The sequence below is a fragment of the Bacillus sp. Xin1 genome (genome assembly GCF_013314535.1).
In the GTDB taxonomy this organism is placed as follows: Bacteria; Bacillota; Bacilli; order Bacillales; family Bacillaceae_G; genus Bacillus_A.
In genome coordinates, this window is the sequence record NZ_JABUAE010000018.1 from 1 (window position 1) to 22,816 (window position 22,816).

24 protein-coding genes and 1 pseudogene are annotated in these 22,816 nt (G+C 36.2%); 16 read left to right on the forward strand and 9 right to left on the reverse strand.

Going from position 1 to position 22,816, the window contains the following annotated elements; all coding sequences use genetic code 11:
* Positions 1–125: 125 nt before the first annotated feature.
* The gene (gene brnQ2 / locus HRG09_RS16210; protein WP_174101904.1) at positions 126–1,445 is read right to left on the reverse strand and encodes a branched-chain amino acid transport system II carrier protein BrnQ2; all 1,320 of its coding nucleotides are present in this window, start codon (positions 1,443–1,445) and stop codon (positions 126–128) included.
* A 134-nt stretch (positions 1,446–1,579) separates the two neighbouring features.
* Between brnQ2 and HRG09_RS29690 the strand changes: the two genes are divergently transcribed.
* Positions 1,580–1,753, forward strand: coding sequence for a YetF domain-containing protein (locus HRG09_RS29690; RefSeq protein ID WP_375335764.1), 174 nt, complete (start codon positions 1,580–1,582; stop codon positions 1,751–1,753).
* A 42-nt stretch (positions 1,754–1,795) separates the two neighbouring features.
* Here the strand turns inward: HRG09_RS29690 and cotJC are convergent, their stop codons facing one another.
* The 3 genes from cotJC to HRG09_RS16225 form a co-directional block, all read right to left on the reverse strand.
* A complete protein-coding gene (gene cotJC / locus HRG09_RS16215) occupies positions 1,796–2,365 on the reverse strand; it encodes a spore coat protein CotJC (RefSeq protein WP_174101906.1) in 570 nt (189 codons plus the stop codon).
* A gap of 111 nt (positions 2,366–2,476) precedes the next feature.
* Positions 2,477–2,740 (reverse strand): spore coat protein CotJB, encoded by a 264-nt coding sequence (locus tag HRG09_RS16220; protein ID WP_174101908.1) that lies wholly within the window; start codon positions 2,738–2,740, stop codon positions 2,477–2,479.
* Between the two features lie 8 nt (positions 2,741–2,748).
* Positions 2,749–2,964, reverse strand: coding sequence for a spore coat associated protein CotJA (locus tag HRG09_RS16225; protein WP_174101910.1), 216 nt, complete (start codon positions 2,962–2,964; stop codon positions 2,749–2,751).
* 111 nt (positions 2,965–3,075) lie between these two features.
* On the opposite strand from HRG09_RS16225, the gene HRG09_RS16230 reads away from it, so the two are divergent.
* The 7 genes from HRG09_RS16230 (at position 3,076) to HRG09_RS16260 (ending at position 8,986) form a co-directional block, all read left to right on the forward strand.
* On the forward strand, positions 3,076–3,447 hold the full coding sequence (locus tag HRG09_RS16230) for a VOC family protein (protein ID WP_174101911.1): 372 nt from the start codon (positions 3,076–3,078) through the stop codon (positions 3,445–3,447).
* Between the two features lie 29 nt (positions 3,448–3,476).
* On the forward strand, positions 3,477–4,256 hold the full coding sequence (locus HRG09_RS16235) for a DUF2935 domain-containing protein (protein WP_174101913.1): 780 nt from the start codon (positions 3,477–3,479) through the stop codon (positions 4,254–4,256).
* Between the two features lie 99 nt (positions 4,257–4,355).
* Complete coding sequence (locus tag HRG09_RS16240) at positions 4,356–4,913, forward strand: spore coat protein (RefSeq protein WP_174101915.1); 558 nt, start codon at positions 4,356–4,358, stop codon at positions 4,911–4,913.
* Between the two features lie 245 nt (positions 4,914–5,158).
* Complete coding sequence (locus HRG09_RS16245; protein ID WP_174101917.1) at positions 5,159–5,440, forward strand: YkvA family protein; 282 nt, start codon at positions 5,159–5,161, stop codon at positions 5,438–5,440.
* 10 nt (positions 5,441–5,450) lie between these two features.
* Positions 5,451–6,056: a DedA family protein gene (locus tag HRG09_RS16250; protein WP_174101919.1), complete on the forward strand. Its 606-nt coding sequence runs from the start codon at positions 5,451–5,453 to the stop codon at positions 6,054–6,056.
* 184 nt (positions 6,057–6,240) lie between these two features.
* Positions 6,241–8,703 (forward strand): LamG-like jellyroll fold domain-containing protein, encoded by a 2,463-nt coding sequence (locus HRG09_RS16255; RefSeq protein WP_174102011.1) that lies wholly within the window; start codon positions 6,241–6,243, stop codon positions 8,701–8,703.
* A gap of 79 nt (positions 8,704–8,782) precedes the next feature.
* Positions 8,783–8,986: a hypothetical protein gene (locus HRG09_RS16260; RefSeq protein ID WP_174102012.1), complete on the forward strand. Its 204-nt coding sequence runs from the start codon at positions 8,783–8,785 to the stop codon at positions 8,984–8,986.
* A gap of 104 nt (positions 8,987–9,090) precedes the next feature.
* Here the strand turns inward: HRG09_RS16260 and bcaP are convergent, their stop codons facing one another.
* Complete coding sequence (bcaP, locus tag HRG09_RS16265; protein WP_174101921.1) at positions 9,091–10,494, reverse strand: branched-chain amino acid transporter BcaP; 1,404 nt, start codon at positions 10,492–10,494, stop codon at positions 9,091–9,093.
* A gap of 240 nt (positions 10,495–10,734) precedes the next feature.
* Between bcaP and HRG09_RS16270 the strand changes: the two genes are divergently transcribed.
* Complete coding sequence (locus HRG09_RS16270) at positions 10,735–11,862, forward strand: cation:proton antiporter (protein ID WP_174101923.1); 1,128 nt, start codon at positions 10,735–10,737, stop codon at positions 11,860–11,862.
* A gap of 62 nt (positions 11,863–11,924) precedes the next feature.
* Here HRG09_RS16270 and HRG09_RS16275 read toward each other — a convergent pair.
* A pseudogene (locus HRG09_RS16275) lies at positions 11,925–12,161 on the reverse strand (TM2 domain-containing protein); the annotation flags it as partial.
* 89 nt (positions 12,162–12,250) lie between these two features.
* Here HRG09_RS16275 and HRG09_RS16280 point away from each other — a divergent pair.
* From HRG09_RS16280 to HRG09_RS16295, 4 genes are all read left to right on the forward strand, one after another.
* Entirely contained in the window at positions 12,251–13,114 is an 864-nt protein-coding gene (locus tag HRG09_RS16280) for a MurR/RpiR family transcriptional regulator (protein WP_174101925.1), read from the forward strand.
* Between the two features lie 177 nt (positions 13,115–13,291).
* The gene (murQ, locus tag HRG09_RS16285) at positions 13,292–14,176 is read left to right on the forward strand and encodes an N-acetylmuramic acid 6-phosphate etherase (protein ID WP_174101927.1); all 885 of its coding nucleotides are present in this window, start codon (positions 13,292–13,294) and stop codon (positions 14,174–14,176) included.
* Between the two features lie 23 nt (positions 14,177–14,199).
* Positions 14,200–15,564: a PTS transporter subunit EIIC gene (locus HRG09_RS16290; RefSeq protein ID WP_174101929.1), complete on the forward strand. Its 1,365-nt coding sequence runs from the start codon at positions 14,200–14,202 to the stop codon at positions 15,562–15,564.
* A 44-nt stretch (positions 15,565–15,608) separates the two neighbouring features.
* Positions 15,609–16,670 carry a DUF871 domain-containing protein gene (locus tag HRG09_RS16295; protein ID WP_174101931.1) on the forward strand — a complete coding sequence of 354 codons (1,062 nt, stop codon included), beginning with the start codon at positions 15,609–15,611 and terminating at the stop codon, positions 16,668–16,670.
* A gap of 40 nt (positions 16,671–16,710) precedes the next feature.
* Here HRG09_RS16295 and HRG09_RS16300 read toward each other — a convergent pair whose 3' ends face one another.
* Complete coding sequence (locus tag HRG09_RS16300) at positions 16,711–17,619, reverse strand: DMT family transporter (protein ID WP_174101933.1); 909 nt, start codon at positions 17,617–17,619, stop codon at positions 16,711–16,713.
* A 390-nt stretch (positions 17,620–18,009) separates the two neighbouring features.
* On the opposite strand from HRG09_RS16300, the gene HRG09_RS16305 reads away from it, so the two are divergent.
* On the forward strand, positions 18,010–18,504 hold the full coding sequence (locus HRG09_RS16305; protein WP_174101935.1) for an Lrp/AsnC family transcriptional regulator: 495 nt from the start codon (positions 18,010–18,012) through the stop codon (positions 18,502–18,504).
* Positions 18,505–18,797: 293 nt separating this feature from the next.
* Positions 18,798–19,253, forward strand: coding sequence for an N-acetyltransferase (locus HRG09_RS16310; RefSeq protein WP_174101937.1), 456 nt, complete (start codon positions 18,798–18,800; stop codon positions 19,251–19,253).
* A gap of 41 nt (positions 19,254–19,294) precedes the next feature.
* Here HRG09_RS16310 and HRG09_RS16315 read toward each other — a convergent pair whose 3' ends face one another.
* Complete coding sequence (locus HRG09_RS16315; RefSeq protein WP_174101939.1) at positions 19,295–21,028, reverse strand: SgrR family transcriptional regulator; 1,734 nt, start codon at positions 21,026–21,028, stop codon at positions 19,295–19,297.
* A 105-nt stretch (positions 21,029–21,133) separates the two neighbouring features.
* On the opposite strand from HRG09_RS16315, the gene HRG09_RS16320 reads away from it, so the two are divergent.
* Positions 21,134–22,393 (forward strand): MDR family MFS transporter, encoded by a 1,260-nt coding sequence (locus HRG09_RS16320; protein ID WP_174101941.1) that lies wholly within the window; start codon positions 21,134–21,136, stop codon positions 22,391–22,393.
* A gap of 60 nt (positions 22,394–22,453) precedes the next feature.
* On the opposite strand, the gene HRG09_RS16325 is transcribed toward HRG09_RS16320, so the two are convergent.
* Complete coding sequence (locus HRG09_RS16325) at positions 22,454–22,657, reverse strand: hypothetical protein (RefSeq protein ID WP_174101943.1); 204 nt, start codon at positions 22,655–22,657, stop codon at positions 22,454–22,456.
* Positions 22,658–22,816 lie beyond the last annotated feature (159 nt).

The following is a 22,816-nucleotide window of genomic DNA, read 5'->3' on the forward strand; positions in this document are numbered from 1 at the left end:
AAAACTAGGCTCTTTCTTCATTGATTTTGGCTACTATATGTTAACGGTTCGTTCGTATACAAACATTGTATAAAGCGATAGAAAATGAAAAAGAAGCAAGCATTCGCCAATGCTTGCTTCTTTCTTTATTTGGTAGAAACTTCGCCTTCTGTTTCTGTTTGCGGAATTAAGTATCCGATAATACCTCCAATGATTGCTGGGACAATCCAACCAATTCCTAATTTGTAAAAAGGAATTGTACTTGCGATAGATGTAATAGCATGTGGCATCATTCCCACATTATCAAGTGCGTGAATACAGCTAATGACAAATGCAGCAATCATAGCACCGATGTATACAGATGGTTTACGATTCGTATATTTATCAAGGAATGATACGAAAATTAAAATGATTGTAATTGGGTACAGAATAATTAATACAGGTAATGTAATTTTGATTAGTAAGCTTAGTCCTAAGTTTGAAATGATAAAGCTAAACATACAAACATATAATACAAGTTTTTTATAAGAAACGTTTGTTAATACATTTGTGAAATAGTTGGCAAATGCACTCACTACACCAATAGCTGTTGTTAAGCAAGCAAATATAATTGCGATGCTTAGCATGATGTTACCGCTTGTCCCAAATAATTGGTACATAACAGTTGCTAATAATTGACCACCATTTTCAAATTGTCCTAAGTTTCCATTTGATGCTCCGATATATCCAAGTAAGAAATAAACGATTGTTAAAAAGAAAGCAGCGATGCTTCCGCAAATAATTGTGTATTTTGCGATAGAAGCTTTTTCTGTTACACCATTTTGACGAATTGCATTTACGACAATTGTCGACAAAACGAGAGCGCCAATCGCATCTAATGTTAAAAATCCTTCTAAAAACCCTTTGAAAAACGGAATCTCTTTATAGTCCCCGACAGGAGTCGCAAATGAGCCTGTTGGAGAAAGAATTGCTTTTGTTGCCATAACTGCAATAATTCCAAGTAAGATCGGTGTTAATATCTTTCCAATATGATCAACTAATTTGGATGGATTTAATGATAGGAAGTAAACAACCGTAAAGAAAATTAAGCTAAATAGTAACATAGAATACCATTGATCTTGAAACAGTGGTGCGATTCCAATCTCATAAGAAACAGATCCAGTTCGTGGAATAACAAATAGTGGGCCGATTGAAAGGTAGATAATGATAGCTAATATTGCTGCGAATTTTGGATGAACACGGCTCGCTAAGTTTTTAAAACTACCACCTGCAAGGGCGACAGCAACGATTGATAATAATGATAAACCTACATCTGTAATGATAAATCCTGAAATAGAAACCCACATGTTTTCTCCTGAAGAAAGTCCGAGAAGGGGCGGGAAAATCATATTACCAGCGCCGAAAAACACTGCAAATAGCAATAAGCTAATCGAGAGAATTTGCGATGGCTTTAACGTTGTACGCATATATAGAAAATCCTCCTAATAATCTTTTTTGTCGAAAATTCAAATAATTTGTCGAGTAACTGTTATAATTTTAATCGTCTGATGACTAGAAAGCAACAGGAAATTTTAAATAATTTTAAAAATAATGCGTTAAGTTGGATAATTATACGTTTAATAGCGATGGGGAGTTTATTACATACAATTTAAAAAAGTTTGGGTTACAGGAAGTATGGTTGCAGAAAGAGCTAAAGAAGCAGAGAACAGAATTGACAGAAGTATGTTATGCGGAGTGGAGTAAAGAAGGGAGCCTTTTTATTCAAAAATATTAGTATTAAACGTGCACATACCGTTTCGGTATGTGCACGAAATATTTAAAAGTATATTTTTCGATCGCGTTCTTCTTTTAAAATCTCTACAGCTTCGCGGAACCGTTGGGAATGAACGATTTCACGTTCGCGTAAAAAACGAAGGCTATCATTTATATCTGGATCGTCTGATAGATCAATTAGCCACTGGTAAGTCGCTCTTGCTTTTTCTTCTGCAGCAATGTCTTCATATAAATCTGCAATTGGATCACCTTTTGCTTGTATGTATGTGGCTGTAAATGGAACACCGCCTGCATTGTGATAAAATAGTGCGCTATCGTGATTGGCATACTGAGCATCTAGTCCAGCTGCTTTCATCTGTTCAGGTGTTGCATCTTTTGTTAATTTATACACCATTGTGGCAATCATCTCAAGATGTGCAAATTCTTCTGTACCGATATCTGTTAATAAACCGACTACTTTATCAGGAATGGTGTAACGCTGGTTTAAATAGCGGAGAGCCGCAGCCAATTCGCCATCTGCACCACCATACTGCTCTATTAATAATTTAGCAAGTGCTGGATTACAAGTACTTACTTTCACAGGATACTGCAATTTTTTTTCATAGATCCACATATTTTATCTCCTTTATCCTGTTATTTGCGGGTAGTAATACTCCGACCTTAAATTTCAGCAAAAGAAAAGAAGTTAGGTGGGGGATGCAGCCCCGCTGATTCAAGTTTCACTTCATATTTGCCATGGCCACGGACCTTTGCTCCATTCCCACGGAGCCTTAGAGTAACTATTTCCAAACTGTTGGAGTGGACCATATTTTTCCTCAATTTTTTGCTTTTGCAATCTTCTTTTGTAGGAAAAATCATTAAATTGGTTGATAGCTGCGACATCATCTGGATGAGTATCTAAATAAAGCGTGAGTTCAACTAATACAAAATCGAGTTCTTGCAGTTCTTCTATCCACTTATAATATTCAGCTGGCAATGTTTGAGCCACGGATTTCCTCACCTTCCTTTCTTATAGGGATTTTCATAAAAATCATAGAAAGCAGGCCATAAAGTGCCCTTCCTTAACGCTTCGTTAGGCGGGAATTGAGGCAAGTTTGGTGGCTGGAATCCCATGAATAAATGAGGAGGAGTTGAATAAAATTTCTTTCCAATCGGCGGACAAGGATCGTTTGGACCATGGAAAGGTGTGTAAGATCTCATAAATTTGTCCATCACATAAGCCTCCTTTACAAGTGAAACATTCATCACTACGTATTGTATTCAGACATAATTGTCATTTATGACTCATATAGAAAAACTAGTAGGGCCAAGGAGGAAATGTATGTGGAGACGATTACAAATAGCATTGTATTAGAAGTAAAGAATTTAAAGGACACATTATACTTTTATGAAGGGATTTTAGGAATTAAGCCGAGCAAACACCGACCACAATTACATGTGCCTGGTGTTTGGTATGATGTTGGAACAACGAGGATTTGTTTCGTTTTAAATCGGGACAAAGCTAAGGATGTCAGTGGGGTATTATCTTCTTATATAAATTTTAATTTGTCATTTTGTGAGATAGAAAAAGTGCGGAAAAAACTAGAATTCTATCATGTGCCATTTGAAGAATTAAAGGGCTGTAAAACGGAGAAAAGGGGTATTGTTGTGCATGATCCTGACCAGTATAGAATTTTAATTGAGCCGAGGGAGTAGTTAAGACTATATAAGGAGGGGTTAATCGGATGAATAGCACATATAAAGAAAGTGCATTGTTTGAACATAAATTTTGGCTCAAGGTTCTTGGGGATCATGCTCAGTTTCTTTTAGATGCTTTAGCTCCAAATGAAAAAGAAGATATTCAAAAAGCGATGTATTTTGTTCAAATATTTGATAGATTTCTCAATAATATTCATACAGTAAATTTGATTGCATTTGCGAAAGATGCACATGAAGCCGCAGAGGGAATTAGGAAATTTAAGTTAAGTATGATACAAAGGCAGCTAGAAGGAAAAATCAAAATTCATTTTACGCCAACTTTTCTTAATCATATGGTGAACGAAGTGGAAGAGTATATAACAGTACTAGAGTATTTAATGAAAGGTGAAGTGCCACCTATTTTCCATGAATTACATTATCATCTTGCTTGGTTAACAGATGCAGCAGGGCATGCAGGTTCCATTTCAGGTGGGCTAGATCTTGTCGAAAAACGACTGAAAGAAAAGTGTGAGGAATATGAAAAGCACTTTGAACAATTTTACTTGAAAGCTGTGGAAATGACGGGTTATTTACGGACGGAACTACATTCTTTTCCAGCCCTAAAGAAATTTACAAAAGATGTTTCATTAGAACTAACACTATTCTCACGTTTCCTTCACGAATTAGAGGAATTAGAGTTATCTAATCAAGTATTAAGCTTAATATCTGGAAGAATGGCAGACCATATGGCTAGAGAAGAATGTTATTATTTAATGAAATTAGCACAATCTTCTGGATTAGAGATGCCGAAGTGTAATCCGCTTTAAGTCATACTATATAAAAATTCGCAGTGATGTGGATTTTTATATAGTATTTTTGTTTTGTTAGGAGATGCTAGAAAAGAATTATAGAAAGGGGAATAGTAAATGCAATTAGCTACGCATGAATTACGTGATTTAAGTGAATTGATTGCTGGGGATTATAACACGATTAATACGATGTCTACATATATACAACAAGCACAGGATCCTGAGCTGAAACAAATGTTACAGAAGCATCTTACTCTTCATGTACAGGCTTACAATTTGAAGGTAGAATTTGTACAAAAAGAATCAACTCCCAATATTTCGAGGTTTCAGCCATCCAAGTTAAATCCGGTTTTATCTTCTTATACAAAGGCACCTTCACAAGAGTACTTGCCAGTTACGCCAAGTGTAACGGCGCAGCCTCCTAATGATCGATCTATTGCACTCGGGTATTTACTGAATCAAAAGTCGTCTGCATTTAATTGTGCAGGTTCTTTATTAGAGATTGCGAACCCAGAGTTAAGAACGCTTTTAGAAAATACATTTTTAAATAGTAGTCACCACGCTTTTGACATTTGGCAGTATATGGTGAAAAAGGGATATTATCAGTTATCGCCAGCACCGAGTTCTGAAATGCAAGCAATAGCAAGTATGTATCAGCCTATGAATGAAGGATAATCGAAAAAGATTGACAAGTTCTATCAAATATTTTAAGGTGATTTTATAAGATTGCGTATACAAAGGGGAGTAACTTGTCGCAATAAAGTCGTCATTACAGGGAGAAACCCTCGGCTTTATTGGCAACAGTTTTGTTGTTAGTGAGACCTTTACCAGCAATGGTAAAGGCCCCTTATTGTCTTTTTTAGGACCTTTACTATATTTGGTAAAGGTCCTTTTTGTATGCAAAAAAGGAGAGGTAAAAAGTGAAAAAGTTTATAAATCGATTTCGATTTATGCTTCATCTTCGCCAGTTTGGTCCATTTCTATATGACTTTTTTACATCAAAAGAAGTCGCTATGAAAAAGAAATTATTATCGATTGTATTTTTAATCGGGTATGTCGTATTTCCATTTGATATTATCCCTGATTTTTTGCTATTCTTTGGGGGATTAGATGATATTGCTGTTGTCCTATTTATTTTGCAGCGAATTGTGAAAATGGCACCGAGGCACTTACAAGAAAAATATAATTTAAATAAAGGATAGGAGTGAATAAATGGAGCAGTTTATTTTAGATGTAATTGACTATTTAAAGCAGTTTTCATATTTTGGGGTCGTTCTAGCATTAACATTCGAATTTATCCCAGCAGAAATCGTTTTACCCCTTGTTGGGTATTGGGTATATGAGGGAGATATGAACTTTTGGCTCGCGGTATTAGCTGGAACAATCGGAGGGACAACGGGACCATTAACCTTATACGCACTCGGTTATTATGGTGGTCGCCCATTGTTGCTGAAATATGGAAAATACTTTTTTATAAAAGAAGAACAGATTCAAAAAGCGGATGATTTCTTTGAAAAATATGGACCAGCAGTGGCGTTTCTTGGACGTTTTATTCCAGGGGTCCGTACACTTATTTCAGTTCCGTGTGGAATTGCCAAAATGAACATTTGGCAATTTAGTATATACACATTTGTCGCGATGTTACCGCTCACGGCGCTATATATATATATTGGATTGAAGTTAGGCCCTCATTGGAAAAAGGCAGGTGCAATTGTCGAACAATATACATTACCAATACTAGGAGTGGTTTGTTTAATTGTAATAGGAATATTCATTTTTAAGTTTGTGAAAAAGAAAAATAAAGTGGAATCAATGTAAAAAGCGCCTATAAGTGGCGTTTTTTGCGTTAAAAAAGATGCTGTGGAACTTTACAGGAAACTGACTGTATCTTTACAAAGATGTAATATATTTCATTATTCATTTAAACGGGGTTAATATGTGTCAGCTACAATAATCCTTGTACTGAATTAAACATACGAGGAGGATTTACGTGAGCAGGAACATGTTTCAGAAGGTAAAACGTCTTATAGGTTTATTAGCAGTTTTTATTTTAGCATTTGTATCATTTCCTTGGAATACTTCTGTACAAGCAGAAGAGAAGCCACAAGAGAAAAAGCCGGAGGAGAAAAAATTTGTCTTTCCGGTTGTAAGTGACGTACATATTAAAAATAGCGGAACAGATGATACGTTTCGTTGGCAAAGAGCGATTGAACAGTTGAATACACTTGCGCCAAAGCAAGATGCATTTGTTATCGTTGGTGATTTTACCGATTCAGGTTCGAATCAGCAATATGATCGTTTTATGCAAGTGTATAATCAATATGCCAATAAAGATGCAGTAAGAATGAATTCACTTGGAAACCATGATTACTGGAATGGTTTATCGGTAGAGGGGGCGCAAAAACGCTTTTTAGAAAAGACAGGAATGGAATCTATTTATTATCATAAGGTAGTGAAGGGATATCATTTCCTTGTTATGTCACCAGAAGATGGGACGACACATGGGTATTATTCTGATAAACAAATTAATTGGTTGAAGGAAGAAATTGCAAAGGCAAAAGCTGATGATCCGGAAAAGCCAATTTTCGTGTTCTTACACCAGCACATTAAAGAAACTGTGTATGGTAGTCATGAGTGGGGAACGAAGGACAGTGCTAAAATTAATGAAGTATTAAAAGATTACCCACAAGCAATTACATTCTCTGGTCATTCGCATTATCCATTAGATGATCCAAGGTCAATTCATCAAAAAGACTTTACATCTGTTGGAACATCTTCAGTAAGTTACATGGAAGTAGAGGGCGGGAAAGTGCAAGGAAATATTCCGCCAGGTGCAAGCGAATTAAGCCAAGGTTTATTAGTAGAAGCCGATGATAAAGAAGTAACAATTAACCGTCGTGATTTCCATACAAACTCTTGGACAGGTGAACCGTGGAAGATTCAATTACCAGCGAAAAAAGAATCGTTTAAACATGTGGAAAACCGGGATAAAGAAAAACCATCTTTTGAGAAACATGCAAAGTTAAAAGCTTCAAATGTAACTGAAAGTTCAGTAACTGCGACTTTCCCGCAAGCAGTGGATAACCTACTTGTTCATTCTTATCGCCTGCAAGCACGAGATAAAGAAACAGGAGAAATCAAAAATAAATTATTAGCATTCTCAGAGTTTTATCGCGATCCAGTGCCGAAAGAACTTACGTTTACATTAGGCGGACTAGATGATGGTAAAACGTATACACTGGAAGCAGTTGCCATCGATTCATTTGAAAACGAAAGTGAACAGCCATTACAGGCAGAAGTAACAACGAAAAAAGAAATTATTGATCCAAATGTAAAAGTACCAAAAGCGGATGTGTTTGATGTTAATTTCTTAGATGGTACGTTTAAAGACAATTCATCATTTGAAAGTAAAGGTGATGTAAAAGGAAATGTATCAATTGAATATGATGAAGCATTGAAAAAACATGTAATGAAATTAAATGGCGGGGCAAATACATTTGGTTATATCCCATTCTCTGCAGCACAAAAAGCAAAAGTAGTGGATACATTTACATTAGAAGCGGCATTTTCTATGAATGAAATTCGCGGTCAAGCTATTATGGAAAATACAGAGAGCGGCGGAATTGGATTTGAATCTACAGGAAATGGATATGTAGAATTATGGGCTCACGTTGGTGGTAGCTATAAACGGATAGGTACACAATTAGAAGCCAATAAAACATATCACCTAACAGGAACATATAACGGGAATGAATTAGCGATTTATGTAGATGGAAAAAAAGTAAATAGTCAGCCAGTGACAGGTAAAGTGTATCATCCGAATGTACCATTTGCGATTGGGGCAGATCCAACAAGTAACGGTAACGGTGGAGTTCCACTGAATGGACAAGTCGCACTTGCGAAATTATATAGTAAAGCACTTACTTCATCTGAAGTATTAGCGGCATATAACGAATTTTCAAATCGTACAAAATTAGAAGAGCTAAACGCTTTATATGAAGAAATCGGTAAAGCGAAAGAAACATTAGCGGGTTCATATGAATTTGGTGAAAAGCCAGGTCAATATTCACAATGGGCGTTTACAGAATTACAAAAGAGCTATAACGGAGCAAAATTAGCATTTGAAAATATGGCAACTACAGGAGAACAAGCAATTGGAGCATATCATGATTTAAAAACAGCGCATCAAGCATTTTTACAATCAAAAGTAGTTGATCCAAAACCAGAAACACCGAAAGAAAATTTACAAAAAACAATTGATGTAGCAAAAGCTTTATTAGCGAAAGTTCAAGTAGGACAAGAACTAGGGCAATATAAAGAGGGGCCAGTTAAAGCACTAGAAGGAAAAATTAAAGTAGCAGAATCTGTAGTAAAAGACGCAAAGGTAAAAGATCAGTACGTAGAAACAATGAATCGTACATTAGAATATGCGATTCAGCTTGTAGAAAAGAGTGTAAATCAATAAAACAAAAAAGAAGCTTGTCATGGCAAGCTTCTTTTTTGTTATACTAAAAGTAGAAAGACAGGATAAGGGAGCGAATAATTTGGAAGAGAAAAAGCTAAAAAGAATTCTTGAATACGTATGGATTGCAGTTGTGCTCCTTGTTGGATATTATTTTTTGAAAGACAAAAGTATCTGGATTCTATTTTTAATGACTTTTTTATTAGCGGGACTTGGCACGCTATTTATTAACTTTTTCTTTGATAGTCTAGCTGTATGGAAAAAGAAGAAGAAGGAAACAAAATAATAAAGGTGGCTGGATCTAGTATACCTTGCATCGGTATATACAAATGTTAACAGAGAAACCAACTGGAAAAGAAAACAGCTCGCAAATATGGCGAGCTGTTTTCTTTATGCTTCTTTTTGTTCATCACTATTTTTTTCAGTCAGTAAGTGGCTATTACGTCTAGAGTAGAAGAAATATACACATAGTCCTATGATTAGCCAAACAGCAAAACTTTTCCACGTTGTTGCAGAAAGGTTAATCATTAAATAGAGACAACAACAAATTGCAACGATTGGTAATATAGGGACGAATGGAGCACGGAAGCCTCTTTGTAAATTTGGATGTGTTTTGCGTAAGATAAGTACAGCGCAGCAAACAAATACAAAGGCTGTTAATGTGCCGATGTTCACTAAGTTTGCAAGTAAGTGTAAATCGAGTAGGCCTGCTAATAAAGCTGCTGCGATTCCAGTAATCCATGTATTCAATAGTGGGATTTTAACTCTTTGATTGACGCGAGATAACGCTTTTGGAAGTAGACCGTCACGGCTCATCGCATAAGAAACGCGAACTTGTCCGTACATAACAACTAAAAGAACAGTCGTCATTCCTGTCATGGCTCCGACGGCTAATAAGCCAGCGATTGTATCTTCACCAACGAAATGAAGTGCAAAAGCAACTGGATCAGAAACATCTAGTTGTGTGTAAGGTACCATTCCTGTTAACACAAAGGATACAATCATATAGAGTGCCGTACAAATGAGAAGGGAACCGATGATACCAATTGGTAAATCGCGCTGTGGTTTCTTCGTTTCCTCCGCGGCTGTTGCGATCGCATCAAATCCTAAGAAAGCAAAGAATACAGTTGCTGCACCTGTAATAATCCCATCATATCCAAATGGTAAAAACGGTGTCCAGTTTTCCGGTTTAACGTATTTTGCACCTGCTACGATAAAAGCGATAATAACCGCTAATTTAATTAGTACCATAACATTATTAATGCGAGCACTTTCTCGTACACCAAAGCTAAGAAGAGCTGTAATTAAAAGTAAAATACATACAGCGGGTAAATCAATGATTCCGCCCTTTCCCGTCCCAGGGGCTGAGGCGATGATGGCGGGCAGGTGAATATTAAATCCCGAAAGTAAGGATTGTAAATATCCGGACCATCCAACAGCTACTGCTGCAACGGCTAACAAGTACTCTAGCATTAAACACCAACCAACGATAAAGGCAACGACTTCTCCAACTGTCATATAGGCATACGTATAAACACTTCCTGACATAGGGATTGAAGAAGCAAATTCTGCATAGCAGAAGGCAACACATGCACAAGTAAATGCAGCAATAAGAAAAGATAACATAATACCAGGACCAGAATGTTTGGCCGCAACAATACCTGTTAAGACGAAAATGCCTGTCCCAATTACAGCACCAATGCCTAAAAAAGTTAAATCTAATGCGGTTAATGTTCTTTGTAATTGCCGTGGTGCTTCAGTCGTAAGTGGTTTCTTTCGTAATAAAGACTTCACTTGGACTCTCCTCTCATTCTTCAATTTTCACAACTGCAAAAATAGTATGAGCCCATTGTAAAAGAGTATGTAAGTGAATAGAGGCACAGTTGTGTGAGTATAAAACATATAGAATTGCTGTAGTTATTTTATTATAATTCAGAATATTTTGTCAAATAAAAATATGACAAATAAAATCGTAGGTGTAAGGAAAAACTACCATCAGAAATAGATGCACTTTATAAAGTAGGAGAAGATATTATGCTGTTTTATTTTGAACTTGTCGTGATTTTACTTTGTACGAAGTTGGCCGGTGATATTAGTGTTCGGCTTGGCCAGCCATCGGTATTAGGTAAATTAATTGTTGGGATTATTATTGGACCAGCTGTTTTTGGAATTATTAATAGTTCTGAACTGATTGATGAACTTAGTGAGATCGGTGTTTTATTACTTATGTTTATGGCAGGGTTAGAAACAGATTTAGAAGAATTAAATCGTAATTTAAAATCTTCATTCGCAGTAGCAATGGGAGGTATCATTTTTCCTTTTCTCGGTGGATATTTGGCGGGACTCGCATTTGGAATGTTGCAATCACATGCCATTTTTCTAGGATTGTTACTCTGCGCAACATCGGTGAGTATTTCTGTTCAAACATTACGTGACTTAGGGAAAATGAATACAAGAGAAAGTACGACAATCTTAGGAGCTGCTGTGTTCGATGACGTTATTGTAGTCATTTTGTTAGCGTTTGTAATGAGCTTTTTAGGTACACAAGATGTAAGCATTACACTTGTTATCGCGAAGAAAATTATCTTCTTCGTTAGTATCGTTTTCATTGGCTGGAAAGTTGTACCGTGGATTATGAAAATGTTGGTGCCGCTTCGCGTGTCGGAGGCGTTAATTAGTGCAGCACTTATTATTTGTTTTTCATTTGCGTACTATAGTGAACAAATGGGGATTGCTGGTATCATCGGTGCATTTGCTGCGGGGATTGCCATTTCACAAACAACATATAAACATGAGGTAGAACATAAAATAGAGCCGATTGCGTATGCGATTTTTGTGCCGGTCTTTTTTGTAAGTATTGGGATGGAGATTACGTTTCAAGGGATTGGGAACCAAATTTGGTTTATCGTTATCCTGACAATTATCGCGATCCTTACGAAATTAGTGGGATCTGGATTAGGTGCAAGGTTAACAGGGTTTAATTTGAAATCCTCGATTAGTATTGGGGCTGGGATGGTATCGCGCGGAGAGGTAGCGCTCATTATTGCGGCGAATGGATTAACAGCGAATTTATTGGCGAAAGAAAATTTCACTGCGATTGTGATTGTTGTGATACTTACGACGATTATTACGCCGCCATTGTTGAAGAAGTATTTTGTGTAAAGGTGAAAAGCGGATCTATGATATATAGAAAAGAGGGACTTTCTTGAAAAGTCCCTCTTTTCTTATGAAGACAAATGTGTATTAGAAGACATTGCTTTTACATTCATAATAATATTTCGCTCTAACTCTTCATTTTTCTTTCCAATACGACGTCTAATAAAAAAGACATTGATTAATGCCCAAATCCCTAATCCGCCTAGAGTAAAGGTCATTGCGATTGCCATACCAAAATCACGAGCATAGTAGCGACGACCACCGAACCCACCTAAAAAGAACCAAATTAGATATGCAATTCCTTTTCAGTTTGAGTGTATTTATCTAAACCATTTGGAATAAAGCGGATTATTACGCTAAAATAAAAGCAACCGTAAGGAATGGAGGGTGAAATATGAAAGCATCAACGCTACTATCTAAAATAGAAAATCATATGAATCAATTTTCACCAGCTGAAAAAAAGGTTGCCGAGTATATCATGAATCATGCAGAGATCGTTCCTAATTTAACGACAAAAGAAGTTTCTAATCATGCAGGATCCAGTGAAGCCAGTGTCGTTCGTTTTTGTAAAACAATTGGAATTGGAAGTTTTAAAGCGTTTAAGTTGGCACTCGTTAGAGAATTAACAATTGCCGACTATAATATTAACGATTTTTCGGTGATGAATACAGAGGATGGACCGTTTGATTTATTTAATAAAGTTACATATGTAAATAAGGCCGCGATTGAAGCGAGCATTACTGCGATTGATAAAAAAGAGTTAGAAAAAGCAGCAGATGCCATTTTAGGGGCAAAAAAACTATTATTTTATGGAGTGGGTGGGTCAGCAACGCCAGCGATGGATGGAGCGTATAAGTTTACTCGTTTAGGCTTTACGGCGATGATGCTATCTGATTTCCATATGATGCTGCCGCTTGTAACGAATTTAGAAGAAGGGGATATTTTTGTCGCCATTTCTACTTCTGGCCGGACGAAAGATGTACTAGAAATGGCGCAGTATGCGAATAAACAAGGGGCAACTGTTATTGCGATTACAACGCTCGATCAATCATCTCCGTTATATAAAGAATCACATATCCGTCTTTGTATGCCAGATGTAGAACAAGATCATCGCATTGCAAGTATTGCTTCGAGAATGACGCAGCTGAATATAATCGATGCATTGTATGTGATTACCTTTAACAGAATAGGGAATCAAGTATTGGATAAATTTACAACAACGAGAGAAGAAGCAATTCGATTGCGGAAATTGAAGTAAGTGGAAAGAGGATTATCACCTACAGTAGGTTGATATCTTCTTTTTTATTTTGATTAAATAGACACAAAGTTGTTATGAAGAGAAATTTTATTTCATAAAATAAAATAGAAATATTGATTTTTAATTTCATAAAGATATAATGAAGGTGTGAAATAAAATTTCAAAGAAGGTGAGAATATGCTAGAAAATTTATCAACAGAACACCGAAATGAAAATACGATGAACTTAGATGAGATGAGCATAAAAGAGATTTTACAAACGATGAATCGAGAAGATTATAAAGTGGCTGTAGCGGTCGAAAGTGAAATAGAACAAATTGAAAAAATTGTTCGAAGCGTTGTTTCATCCTTTCAAAATGGTGGCCGGTTAATATATATTGGCGCTGGTACGAGCGGACGTTTAGGAATTTTAGATGCTGTCGAGTGTCCACCGACATTTGGGACAGATGAGCAACAGGTACAAGGATTTATCGCAGGTGGATTGAAAGCGTTTACGAAAGCGGTAGAAGGCGCTGAAGATCGAGAGGATCTTGCGGTAGAAGATTTAAAGAGTATTGGGTTGAATGATAAGGATACTGTTATTGGAATTGCTGCAAGTGGCAGAACACCTTATGTAATTGGTGGATTGAAATATGCAAATTCCGTGGGAGCAAGTACAGCTAGCATTTCATGTAATAAGGGTGCTGAGATAAGTAAATTTGCCAAAATTAGCGTAGAAGTAGAAACAGGTGCAGAGGTGTTAACAGGTTCTACTCGTTTAAAAGCTGGAACGGCGCAGAAATTAGTGCTGAATATGATTTCAACTGCCTCTATGATTGGCGTAGGAAAGGTTTATAAAAATTTAATGGTTGATGTGCAATCAACAAATGAAAAGTTAGTCGAACGCTCTAAGCGAATTATTATGGAGGCGACAGGGGCAGATTACAAGGAAGCAGAGGCATATTACGAGAAAGCAAATCGTAATGTGAAAGCTGCGATTGTTATGATATTACTGCAGTGCGAATATGGGGAAGCACTTGAAAAATTAAAAGATGCGAAAGGATTTGTGAAAAAGGCACTATAAAATATAGGGAGGGGGATTTTGTAATGAAGAAAGAACAAAGGATGGCCAATGAAATTACGGAGCAACTCGGGGGAATAAAAAATATTCGTGGTATTGCTCATTGTATGACGCGTCTACGTTTAACACTTCATGATGAAAGTAAAGTGAATATGGAACTTTTGAAAAAAGTAGACGGTGTCATGGGTGTGATTGAAGATGAAACATTGCAAGTTGTCGTTGGACCAGGAACTGTGAATAAAGTAGCTGCGGAAATGGAAGGCTTAACGGGATTACGAATGGGTGAGGTTGCTGAACAACCTCTTGAAGAGCGTGGTCAAGATATGAAAGCAGCAATTAAGAAGAAAAATAATACGCCTGTTAAAAATCTATTGCGAAAAATCGGTAATATTTTCATTCCATTAATTCCAGGTCTTGTCGCATCAGGAATTATTAATGGTGTTGCCAACTTTGCGAAAAATGCAGGGGCAGATCCCAATGCCACTTGGCTGCAAATGTTGCTTTTAATTGGCGGTGGTATTTTTACATTCCTCGGTATTCTGGTGGGCTTGAATACAGCGAAAGAATTTGGTGGGCCCCCAGTTCTCGGCGCCATTGCGGGTATTTTAATCTTCAACCCGGCTATGGCAAACGTGAAGATATTTGGTGAAGCAATGGTGCCGGGACGCGGTGGATTATTTGCCGTTATTTTTGCAGCATGGCTGATGGTTGTTGTGGAGAGACAAGTGCGAAAAGCAGTACCAAATGCAGTTGATATTATTGTGACTCCGCTTATTACCGTATTAGTTGTAAGTTTAGTAACGATGTTAGCAATTCAGCCAGTGGCTGGTTTATTATCTGACGGAATTACAAATGGTATTAACGCTATTTTAAATGTTGGTGGAGCATTTGCAGGAGCAGTGCTTGCAGGAACATTTTTACCACTTGTTATGGTAGGGCTGCATCATGGTTTAACACCAATTCATATGGAGTTTATTAATCAAACACATGTAACTCCATTATTAACTGTTTTAGCAATGGCAGGAGCTGGACAAGTAGGCGCAGCTATTGCGATTTTTGTAAAAACAAAAAACAAACGTCTTCGCAATGTAATTCAAGGAGCACTACCAGTTGGTTTCTTAGGAATTGGAGAACCGTTATTATACGGGGTTACATTGCCACTTGGTAAACCGTTTATTACGGCTTGCTTAGGAGCAGCAGTTGGCGGTGCATTCCAAGCAGTTATGAAAACGGCTTCATTAGGAATTGGTGTATCGGGACTTTCATTACTTCCATTAATTGCTGATAATAAATATTTACTATATTTTCTTGGGCTTGTAATTGCTTATGTATTTGGATTTATCTTTACGTATTTCTTCGGATTTAAAGAAGAAATGGCAGAGAATATATAGAGAAAGGGATTCCTTTCTCTTTTTTTATAGAAGGAGGGATTACGATGATCGGAGTTTCTATATATCTTTCAAAAGATCAAATGGAGGCGCAGGAAAAATGGTTGGAGACGGTGAGGAAGTACGGATTTTCTTCTATTTTCACCTCCCTTCATATTCCGGAAGATGACCCTACAACTTATAAAGAGCTCATACAAGTACTTGGAAAGCAAGCAAAAAAACATGAAATGGAACTCATGGTTGATGTTTCACCAAAGTCACTGCAATATTTAGGGGTTACATATGAAAATGTGGAGCCACTATTAAAGTGGGGAATTACTGGTTTACGTATGGACTATGGGATAGATCCGAAACAAATTGCGTATGTATCACATAAAATGAAGATTGCTTTAAATGCGAGTACAATTACTGAATCATTTTGGAATGAGCTTCTTAAGGAACATGTGAAAGTAGAACATGTAGAAGCTTGGCATAACTTTTATCCACGTCCAGAAACAGGATTGGCTAAATCATTTTTACAAAAACAAAATCAATTTTTGCATGAGTGCGGAATAAAGACAATGGCATTTATTCCAGGTGATAGTGACAAAAGAGGACCTTTATATGAAGGACTTCCTACATTAGAAAAGCATCGGTATATGCGCCCGCTTGAGGCATATTTGGAACTTGTGCAAGATTGCTTCGTTGATAAAGTGTTAATTGGAGATATAAGTGCAACGCTGCAAAGCATAAGTGAGGTTTCTACTGTGAAAGAAGGAGTGATTTCGATTCGGTATACAGCGTTTGTGAAAGAGAAGCAAGTGTTAGAAAATATAGAGCGAGTCCATACGAATCGACTTGATCCAGCACGTGATGTCATTCGTTCTGTGGAATCAAGAGAAGAATCCTCATTAGCCTTACAACCTATGAATACAGTAGAAAGAAAAGTAGGGTCGATTACAATCGATAATGTACTGTATGGTCGATATGCCGGAGAGATGCAAATTACAATGAATGATTTACCTGAGAGTGAAAAGGTGAACGTAATTGGGAGCGTGATTGAAGAGGATCTTCCATTATTGTCTTATGTAGGAGCGGGACAGAAGTTTCAACTTATATCTGAAAAATAACAAAAAAATCGTCGATAATATGATATCGACGATTTTTTTGTTAGTGACTACGTGCTAAATTTGTACTCGGTTGTACAGTCGCTGTTTTAAAATGAGAAAATAAATAACAACCAGTAACGACAATGGCAGTTCCTAAAATTTGTACCCACGTTAACTCTTCGCCTAAGAATAAAAACGCTAACATAGCGGTGAAAATCGGATTGAAATTTAGGAAAATCCCTGACGTAGTAGCGCCTAATTTTTGAACGCCAATATTCCAAAATACCATACAGACTACAGTTGAAACTAAACCTGTGTACAGTAGTGAAGTGATAAATGAAGCATTAATATGGGAAACAGTAAAGTTTGGTATGTTAAATGGAAGTAATATAATAACACCGAAAATTCCAGAATATAAGGTTGCCATCATTGGCGAGGTCGTTTTTGTTGCCCATTTACTACAAACAGAATAAATGCCCCAAATGCAAACCGCCGCAATCATCCATAAATCTCCGCTATTAAAATGTAATGAAAATAAAAGCGCGATATGTCCTTTTGAAAGAACGAGAAGAACACCGAAAAAAGAAAGAATCATAGAAAGAATTTGAAGGCCATTTATTTTTTCTTTTAAGAATAAAGATGAAAATAATGCGATTGAAATTGCATTTAGTGTAGAAATGAGTCCAACGTTTGTTGCGGATGTGTGTTCTAATGCTAAAAACTGAAAAATGTTAAAGAGAACAACGCCGGTGATTCCCATTAGTAGTAAGGGCAGAATTGCGGTGCGCGGCGGGAATAGCTTCTTCTCTTTAAACCAAACAATTGGGAATAAGCAAAGAACGGCAATCATCCACCTTAAACTTGTAAGCGTCATAGGAGAAGCATGACCTACGAGTGATTTTCCAACGACAAAGTTTCCTCCCCATAGTAAGCTTGTTAGCAGTAGTAAAAAGACATAAAAATAAGGCATAGTTTGGAACTCCTTTTAAGTAGTGTGTAAATAAAAAAACGACAAAACCCTTTCTTTTTTGGGGGAAGAGAGGATCCGGCCATGCATAGAAGCGGTCAGAGCCCTTTTTGGCCCCATGCCGAGTAAAAACAAAAAGAAAAAACGAGAGCAGGTCCTGTTTTGTTTTCATAGCAGTAATTTATGTGTTGAAAACCAAAAATGGATTTATATCATGTGGATTGTAAATAATTTTAGCATTTTTCTTTGTTATCTAATATATTATTTCGTATAATAGTGGAAATTAGATAAAATGTTTTGTTTTAGGTTATAAATACAAAATTTCATTCGGTTTAACTAGTGTTGTTATACATTTTTTCGAAGAATCGTCGGTAAGAAAAAAGGGGGATTTTTATGGAGTCGTCTGTTATTAAAGTATTAGATGATTTGGACGTACAAATTTTAGATATTTTACAAAAGGAGTCACAAGTGAGTAATGCTGAACTTGCACGTCGTGTTAATTTATCACCGGCTGCGATGCATGCACGAATAAAAAGGCTAGAAGGGGAAGGTTTCATTGATAAGCAAGTTGCGATTTTAAATCAAGAAAAGCTTGGATTTGATTTATTATGCTTTATTTTTATGAGTACAAATATTCATCAATCTGAAAAACTTGAAGTGCTGGAACGAGAACTAGAATCTATGCCTGAAGTATTAGAGTGTCATTGTTTAACAGGTGAGTATGATTACTTATTAAAAGTTGCAAACAGAGATCGCAAAGAGTTAGAGCGTTTTATTAGAAAGTTAAATAAGCTTGGGATTACGCGAATACAGACGAGTTTAGCGCTAAGGGAGATTAAATCTTCTACGGTATTGCCGATACGGGAGTTGGAGGCGAGAACTGAATAAAAACTATTCTTTTTTAGTTGTATCGTGGTTTTTGTTTCTAGTCAAAAGAAAGAGTGAAATTGAGTTATAGTTTCAAAGTGACCTCCCGTTTTGGAGGTTTTTTGTTGTGCATTTTGTACCATAAGAAAAAAGCGAGAGATTGAAATGGGTATCATAGAAGAGATAGGTTCTTATTTTTATATAAAAAATTCAGAATAATAATTGACGCGATTACAGAGTGGGTGTATTATTATATAAATTTATGAATTAATATACATTTAAAGTTATAAATATTTAATATAAGGAGATAGGTCATGCAAATTTCTAACGCAATTACAAGTGATGTGAAAGATATATATAACTTAATAGAAATATATTCGAAAGAGGGGGTTGTTCTACCGCGTTCACTTTTGTCTCTTTACCAGTACTTACAGTGTTTGTATGTTGTGAAAGAGGGCGAGGAGATTTTGGGAGTTGCTGGTTTGCATGTTTTAGGTGAAGATCTTGCGGAAATACGATCATTAGTTGTATCGGATACATATGCAGGTAAAGGATTAGGACGTATGTTAGTCAATCATGTAATAAGTGAAGCTTCTAAAATAAATGTGAAAAGGGTCATTTCTTTAACATATCAAACTGTATTTTTTCAAAAGTGCGGATTTGACTTTGTTGGTAGGGAATCGCTACCTGAAAAGGTTTGGGTCGATTGTCGACATTGTCCAAAATTTGATTGCTGTGATGAGGTTGCGATGATTAAGTATATTAGTTAAAACTCCTCCTCTAAAGTATGTAAATTTAGAAGAGGAAGTTTTTATGTTGGGTGAATCCATAGCTTCGAAAAGTCTGTCCATCCAAAAGAATCAATGGTTACGTTCTTTAAAGAAGATGGATATGTTTTCTTTTTCAAAACATGATAGTTAAATAGGATAATATATTCCGATTGAAGAAATTTTTCAATTTCGTATATAAGTTTATAACGATTTTCTTTGTTTTCTTCTGCTAAGAATGTATCTAGTAAACAATCGATCTGTTTTTGATAGTGAGGGTGCATGAAACGATTGATAAAACAGCTTTTATTTTTGAATACATTTAAAAAGGCGATTTCTAAATCAGAATCAAAAACTTCTCCCATTAAAATAATATCGGCGTTTTGATCAATAGAACAATCCGAGTAACTTGAGACTGGAAAAGGGTGTAGTTCTACTTGTATGCCTAAGTCCTGGCAACGTTCTTTTAGCCAAATAGCATCATGAGCACTATCTTTAAAAGAGAAAAAATAAATATGTATCGTTTCACCTTGATAGGTACTCTTCTGTAAGTAATTTTTCGCCTTCTGTAAGGAGTAGGATTGTTTTTCCGCTATCCGACTTCTCTCTGGAAAGAAGCTTGATGCGGAAATAGTACGCGTACCTTTTAAATCACGAATGATAGGTTCAACATCATATAGTTCTCTCCAAGCTTTTCGAAAATAAATATCATGATGTGGACCGGGTTTTGTAAAGTTGAATGCAGCATATATACACCCGGTTTCTTCTATTTGTACTTCGCGTTCTTTTGTATATTCAGTGTTTGGTAGTTCATAATGGGTATGTATTTGTGTATGTTCTGGAATACGCCAAAATTCGATACGATCAAGTAACGCACGTTCTTTAAAATAATCCGTAAATGCTTCTAATATAACTTGATCTTCATCATAACAATGTAATGTAAAAGCTCCCGTTCCGATATAATGGTGATTTTGCACTTCTACATCATGAGGTAGAATGGCTAATTGCATCGAACTTACATAACGCAGGAAAAACAAATTAGGCTTTCGTAAGTGAAAGCTGATTTGTAACGGTGATGGTGTTTCAATCTGTACAATCTCTTCAGTTAGCCAGGCATAAGGAGATTGTACACGGCGTAGTCTTTCAAATGAAAATTGCACATCTTTGGAAGATAAAGTTGTTCCATGGTGAAACTGGATTCCTTTTCGTAAATAAAAAGTCCATGTAAGTTGATCCTTACGCACCTCCCATGTATGAGCGAGGTGCGGCTCAATTTCTTCTGTGACGTAGTTATAATGAACTAACGTATCGAAAATTTGGCGAATGAGATGACTCTCTGTTGTGACAGCTGCAAATGCTGGATCAAGCGGTAATATTTTTCGTGAACAAGGTATCTTTAGCACGTCATACATATCATTTAAAGGTTGGTATCCAAAATGTTGTTGTAGTTTGTCTTCTAGGTTTTTTCGAAGAGCAGCAGGAAATGGTTGTTTTAAAAGAAGAAATACTTCCTTTAATTTATCTTGTTGTAAAAGAGACTCAGCATAGGGCATAACCACTTCGGAAATGGTATGGAGAAAGAGAAGTTCACTTTTATTTCCTCGTCCTCGCCCTGGTGTCCACGCAATTAATTTTTCTTCAGTCATTTTTCTAAGTAAAATTTTCACGGTTTTTGTACTGCAATATAAAATATCGGCTAATTCTTGCAAGCTATTTTGCATGTGCTGTTTTTCTGGATCATGCAATCGCAGCTGAATATAGTAGTCCATCACTTTCATGTTTTAACGACTCCTTCTTAGTAAAAGGGGAAATTCTTTAGAATATTCTAACCTTTTTCTTCCACTTTTTCAAAGTAAAATGAATACACATAAGGGGGAGAGAATATGGGATTTTGGAGTATGCATCGAAATATAAAGATTAGAATTATAACATCATTTTTAACACGTACGGTATCAACAATGATTTTCCCGTTTATGGCGATTTATTTTTCAGTAAAGCTAGGCAGTGCCCTTGCAGGTGTTTTATTACTAATAAATGTAATGGCAGCGCTAGTCATTGGGCTTTATGGTGGTTATATTGGAGATCGATTAGGACGAAAAAAGGTTATGATTATAGGGCAAGTGATACAAGTCGTTTCTATCGCTTGTATGGGAATCGCGAATTCAGATTATGTAGATTCGCCTTGGTTAACTTTCGTTTTTATGTTAACGAATAGTCTGGGTTCAGGGCTTATGAACCCAGCAACAGAGGCAATGCTAATTGATGTGAGTACACCTGAGAATCGAAAGGTCATGTATAGTATCAATTATTGGGCAATCAACTTGTCTATTGCGATTGGAGCAATCTTTGGGGGATTATTATTTGAACATTACCGTTTTCAACTATTTATATTGTTAACAGTAGTGGCACTGCTGACATTATATTTGATTACTGTATATATGGAAGAAGTATATGTTGTTCGGTCAATTATAAAAAAGAAGCATGTACTAAAGGAAATGGTTGAAAGTTATAAAGTTGTTATGACAGACCGATCATTTTTGATATTCTGTTTGGCAAGTATATGTACGTTATCATTAGAATTTCAGCTTAATAATTATTTAGGTGTACGCTTGCAAAAGGAGTTCGAAATAATTCAATTTGCATTTGGGAATAACGTCACTTTTGATTTAACAGGTATCCGCATGCTAAGTTGGATTTCTGCAGAGAATACGATTTTGATTGTTTTATTTTCAGCTCTTGTAATTAAAATGACGAAGCGTTTTAATGATTTAAAACTGTTATATGTGGGTTTGTTCATTTATACAATTGGATTTACAATACTGGGATCAAGTAATAGCTTGTGGATTTTATTAATTGCAGGGCTTTTCCAAACAGTTGGAGAGATGATGTATGTGCCAGTTCGGCAATCGATTATGGCTGATATGGTTCCGGATGATGCACGGAGCTCTTATATGGCAATCAATGGTATGGTCTTTCAAGTAGCAAAAATGAATGGGGCATTAGGGATTATGTTAGGCTCTTTTATAGCGTCATGGCGGATGAGCATTGTTTATTTGTTAGTTGGTATAAGTAGTATTTTGTTATTTATGAAAGCAATTAATAGGACAAAATACCGTGAAGAAAATATATCTCATATAGGATAAGAGAATATACAAAAAGCGAATCGTTCGTATAATGATTCGCTTTTATATAGTATTACTTTTTTAAAAAACATCTTCTTCAGCTAATGTATTGTTAGCGCGAGGATTCATTAAAAGATTTTTCAGTTCACCAACTTCAGAGAGAGCGACAAGGATATAGCCACTAATTAGTACAATGAGTCCAATGACCCTTAATGTTTGCAAGCTAATTTCTCTTTTGTTTTCTTCGGAGTGATTTGGGGGCGTTGAAGTGTGCTTGTTGTTCATAGGAAGGCTCCCATCTTTTATATATGATTAAACATTTTAGCTTATGGATGACGCATACGATCAGGAAAGTTCTAGTCATTTTCACTATATGAGAGATGCCTAAAAAAAGTGATTAAAAATAGAGACTTTCAGTTCATACTTATAAGCTTCCTCTAATAG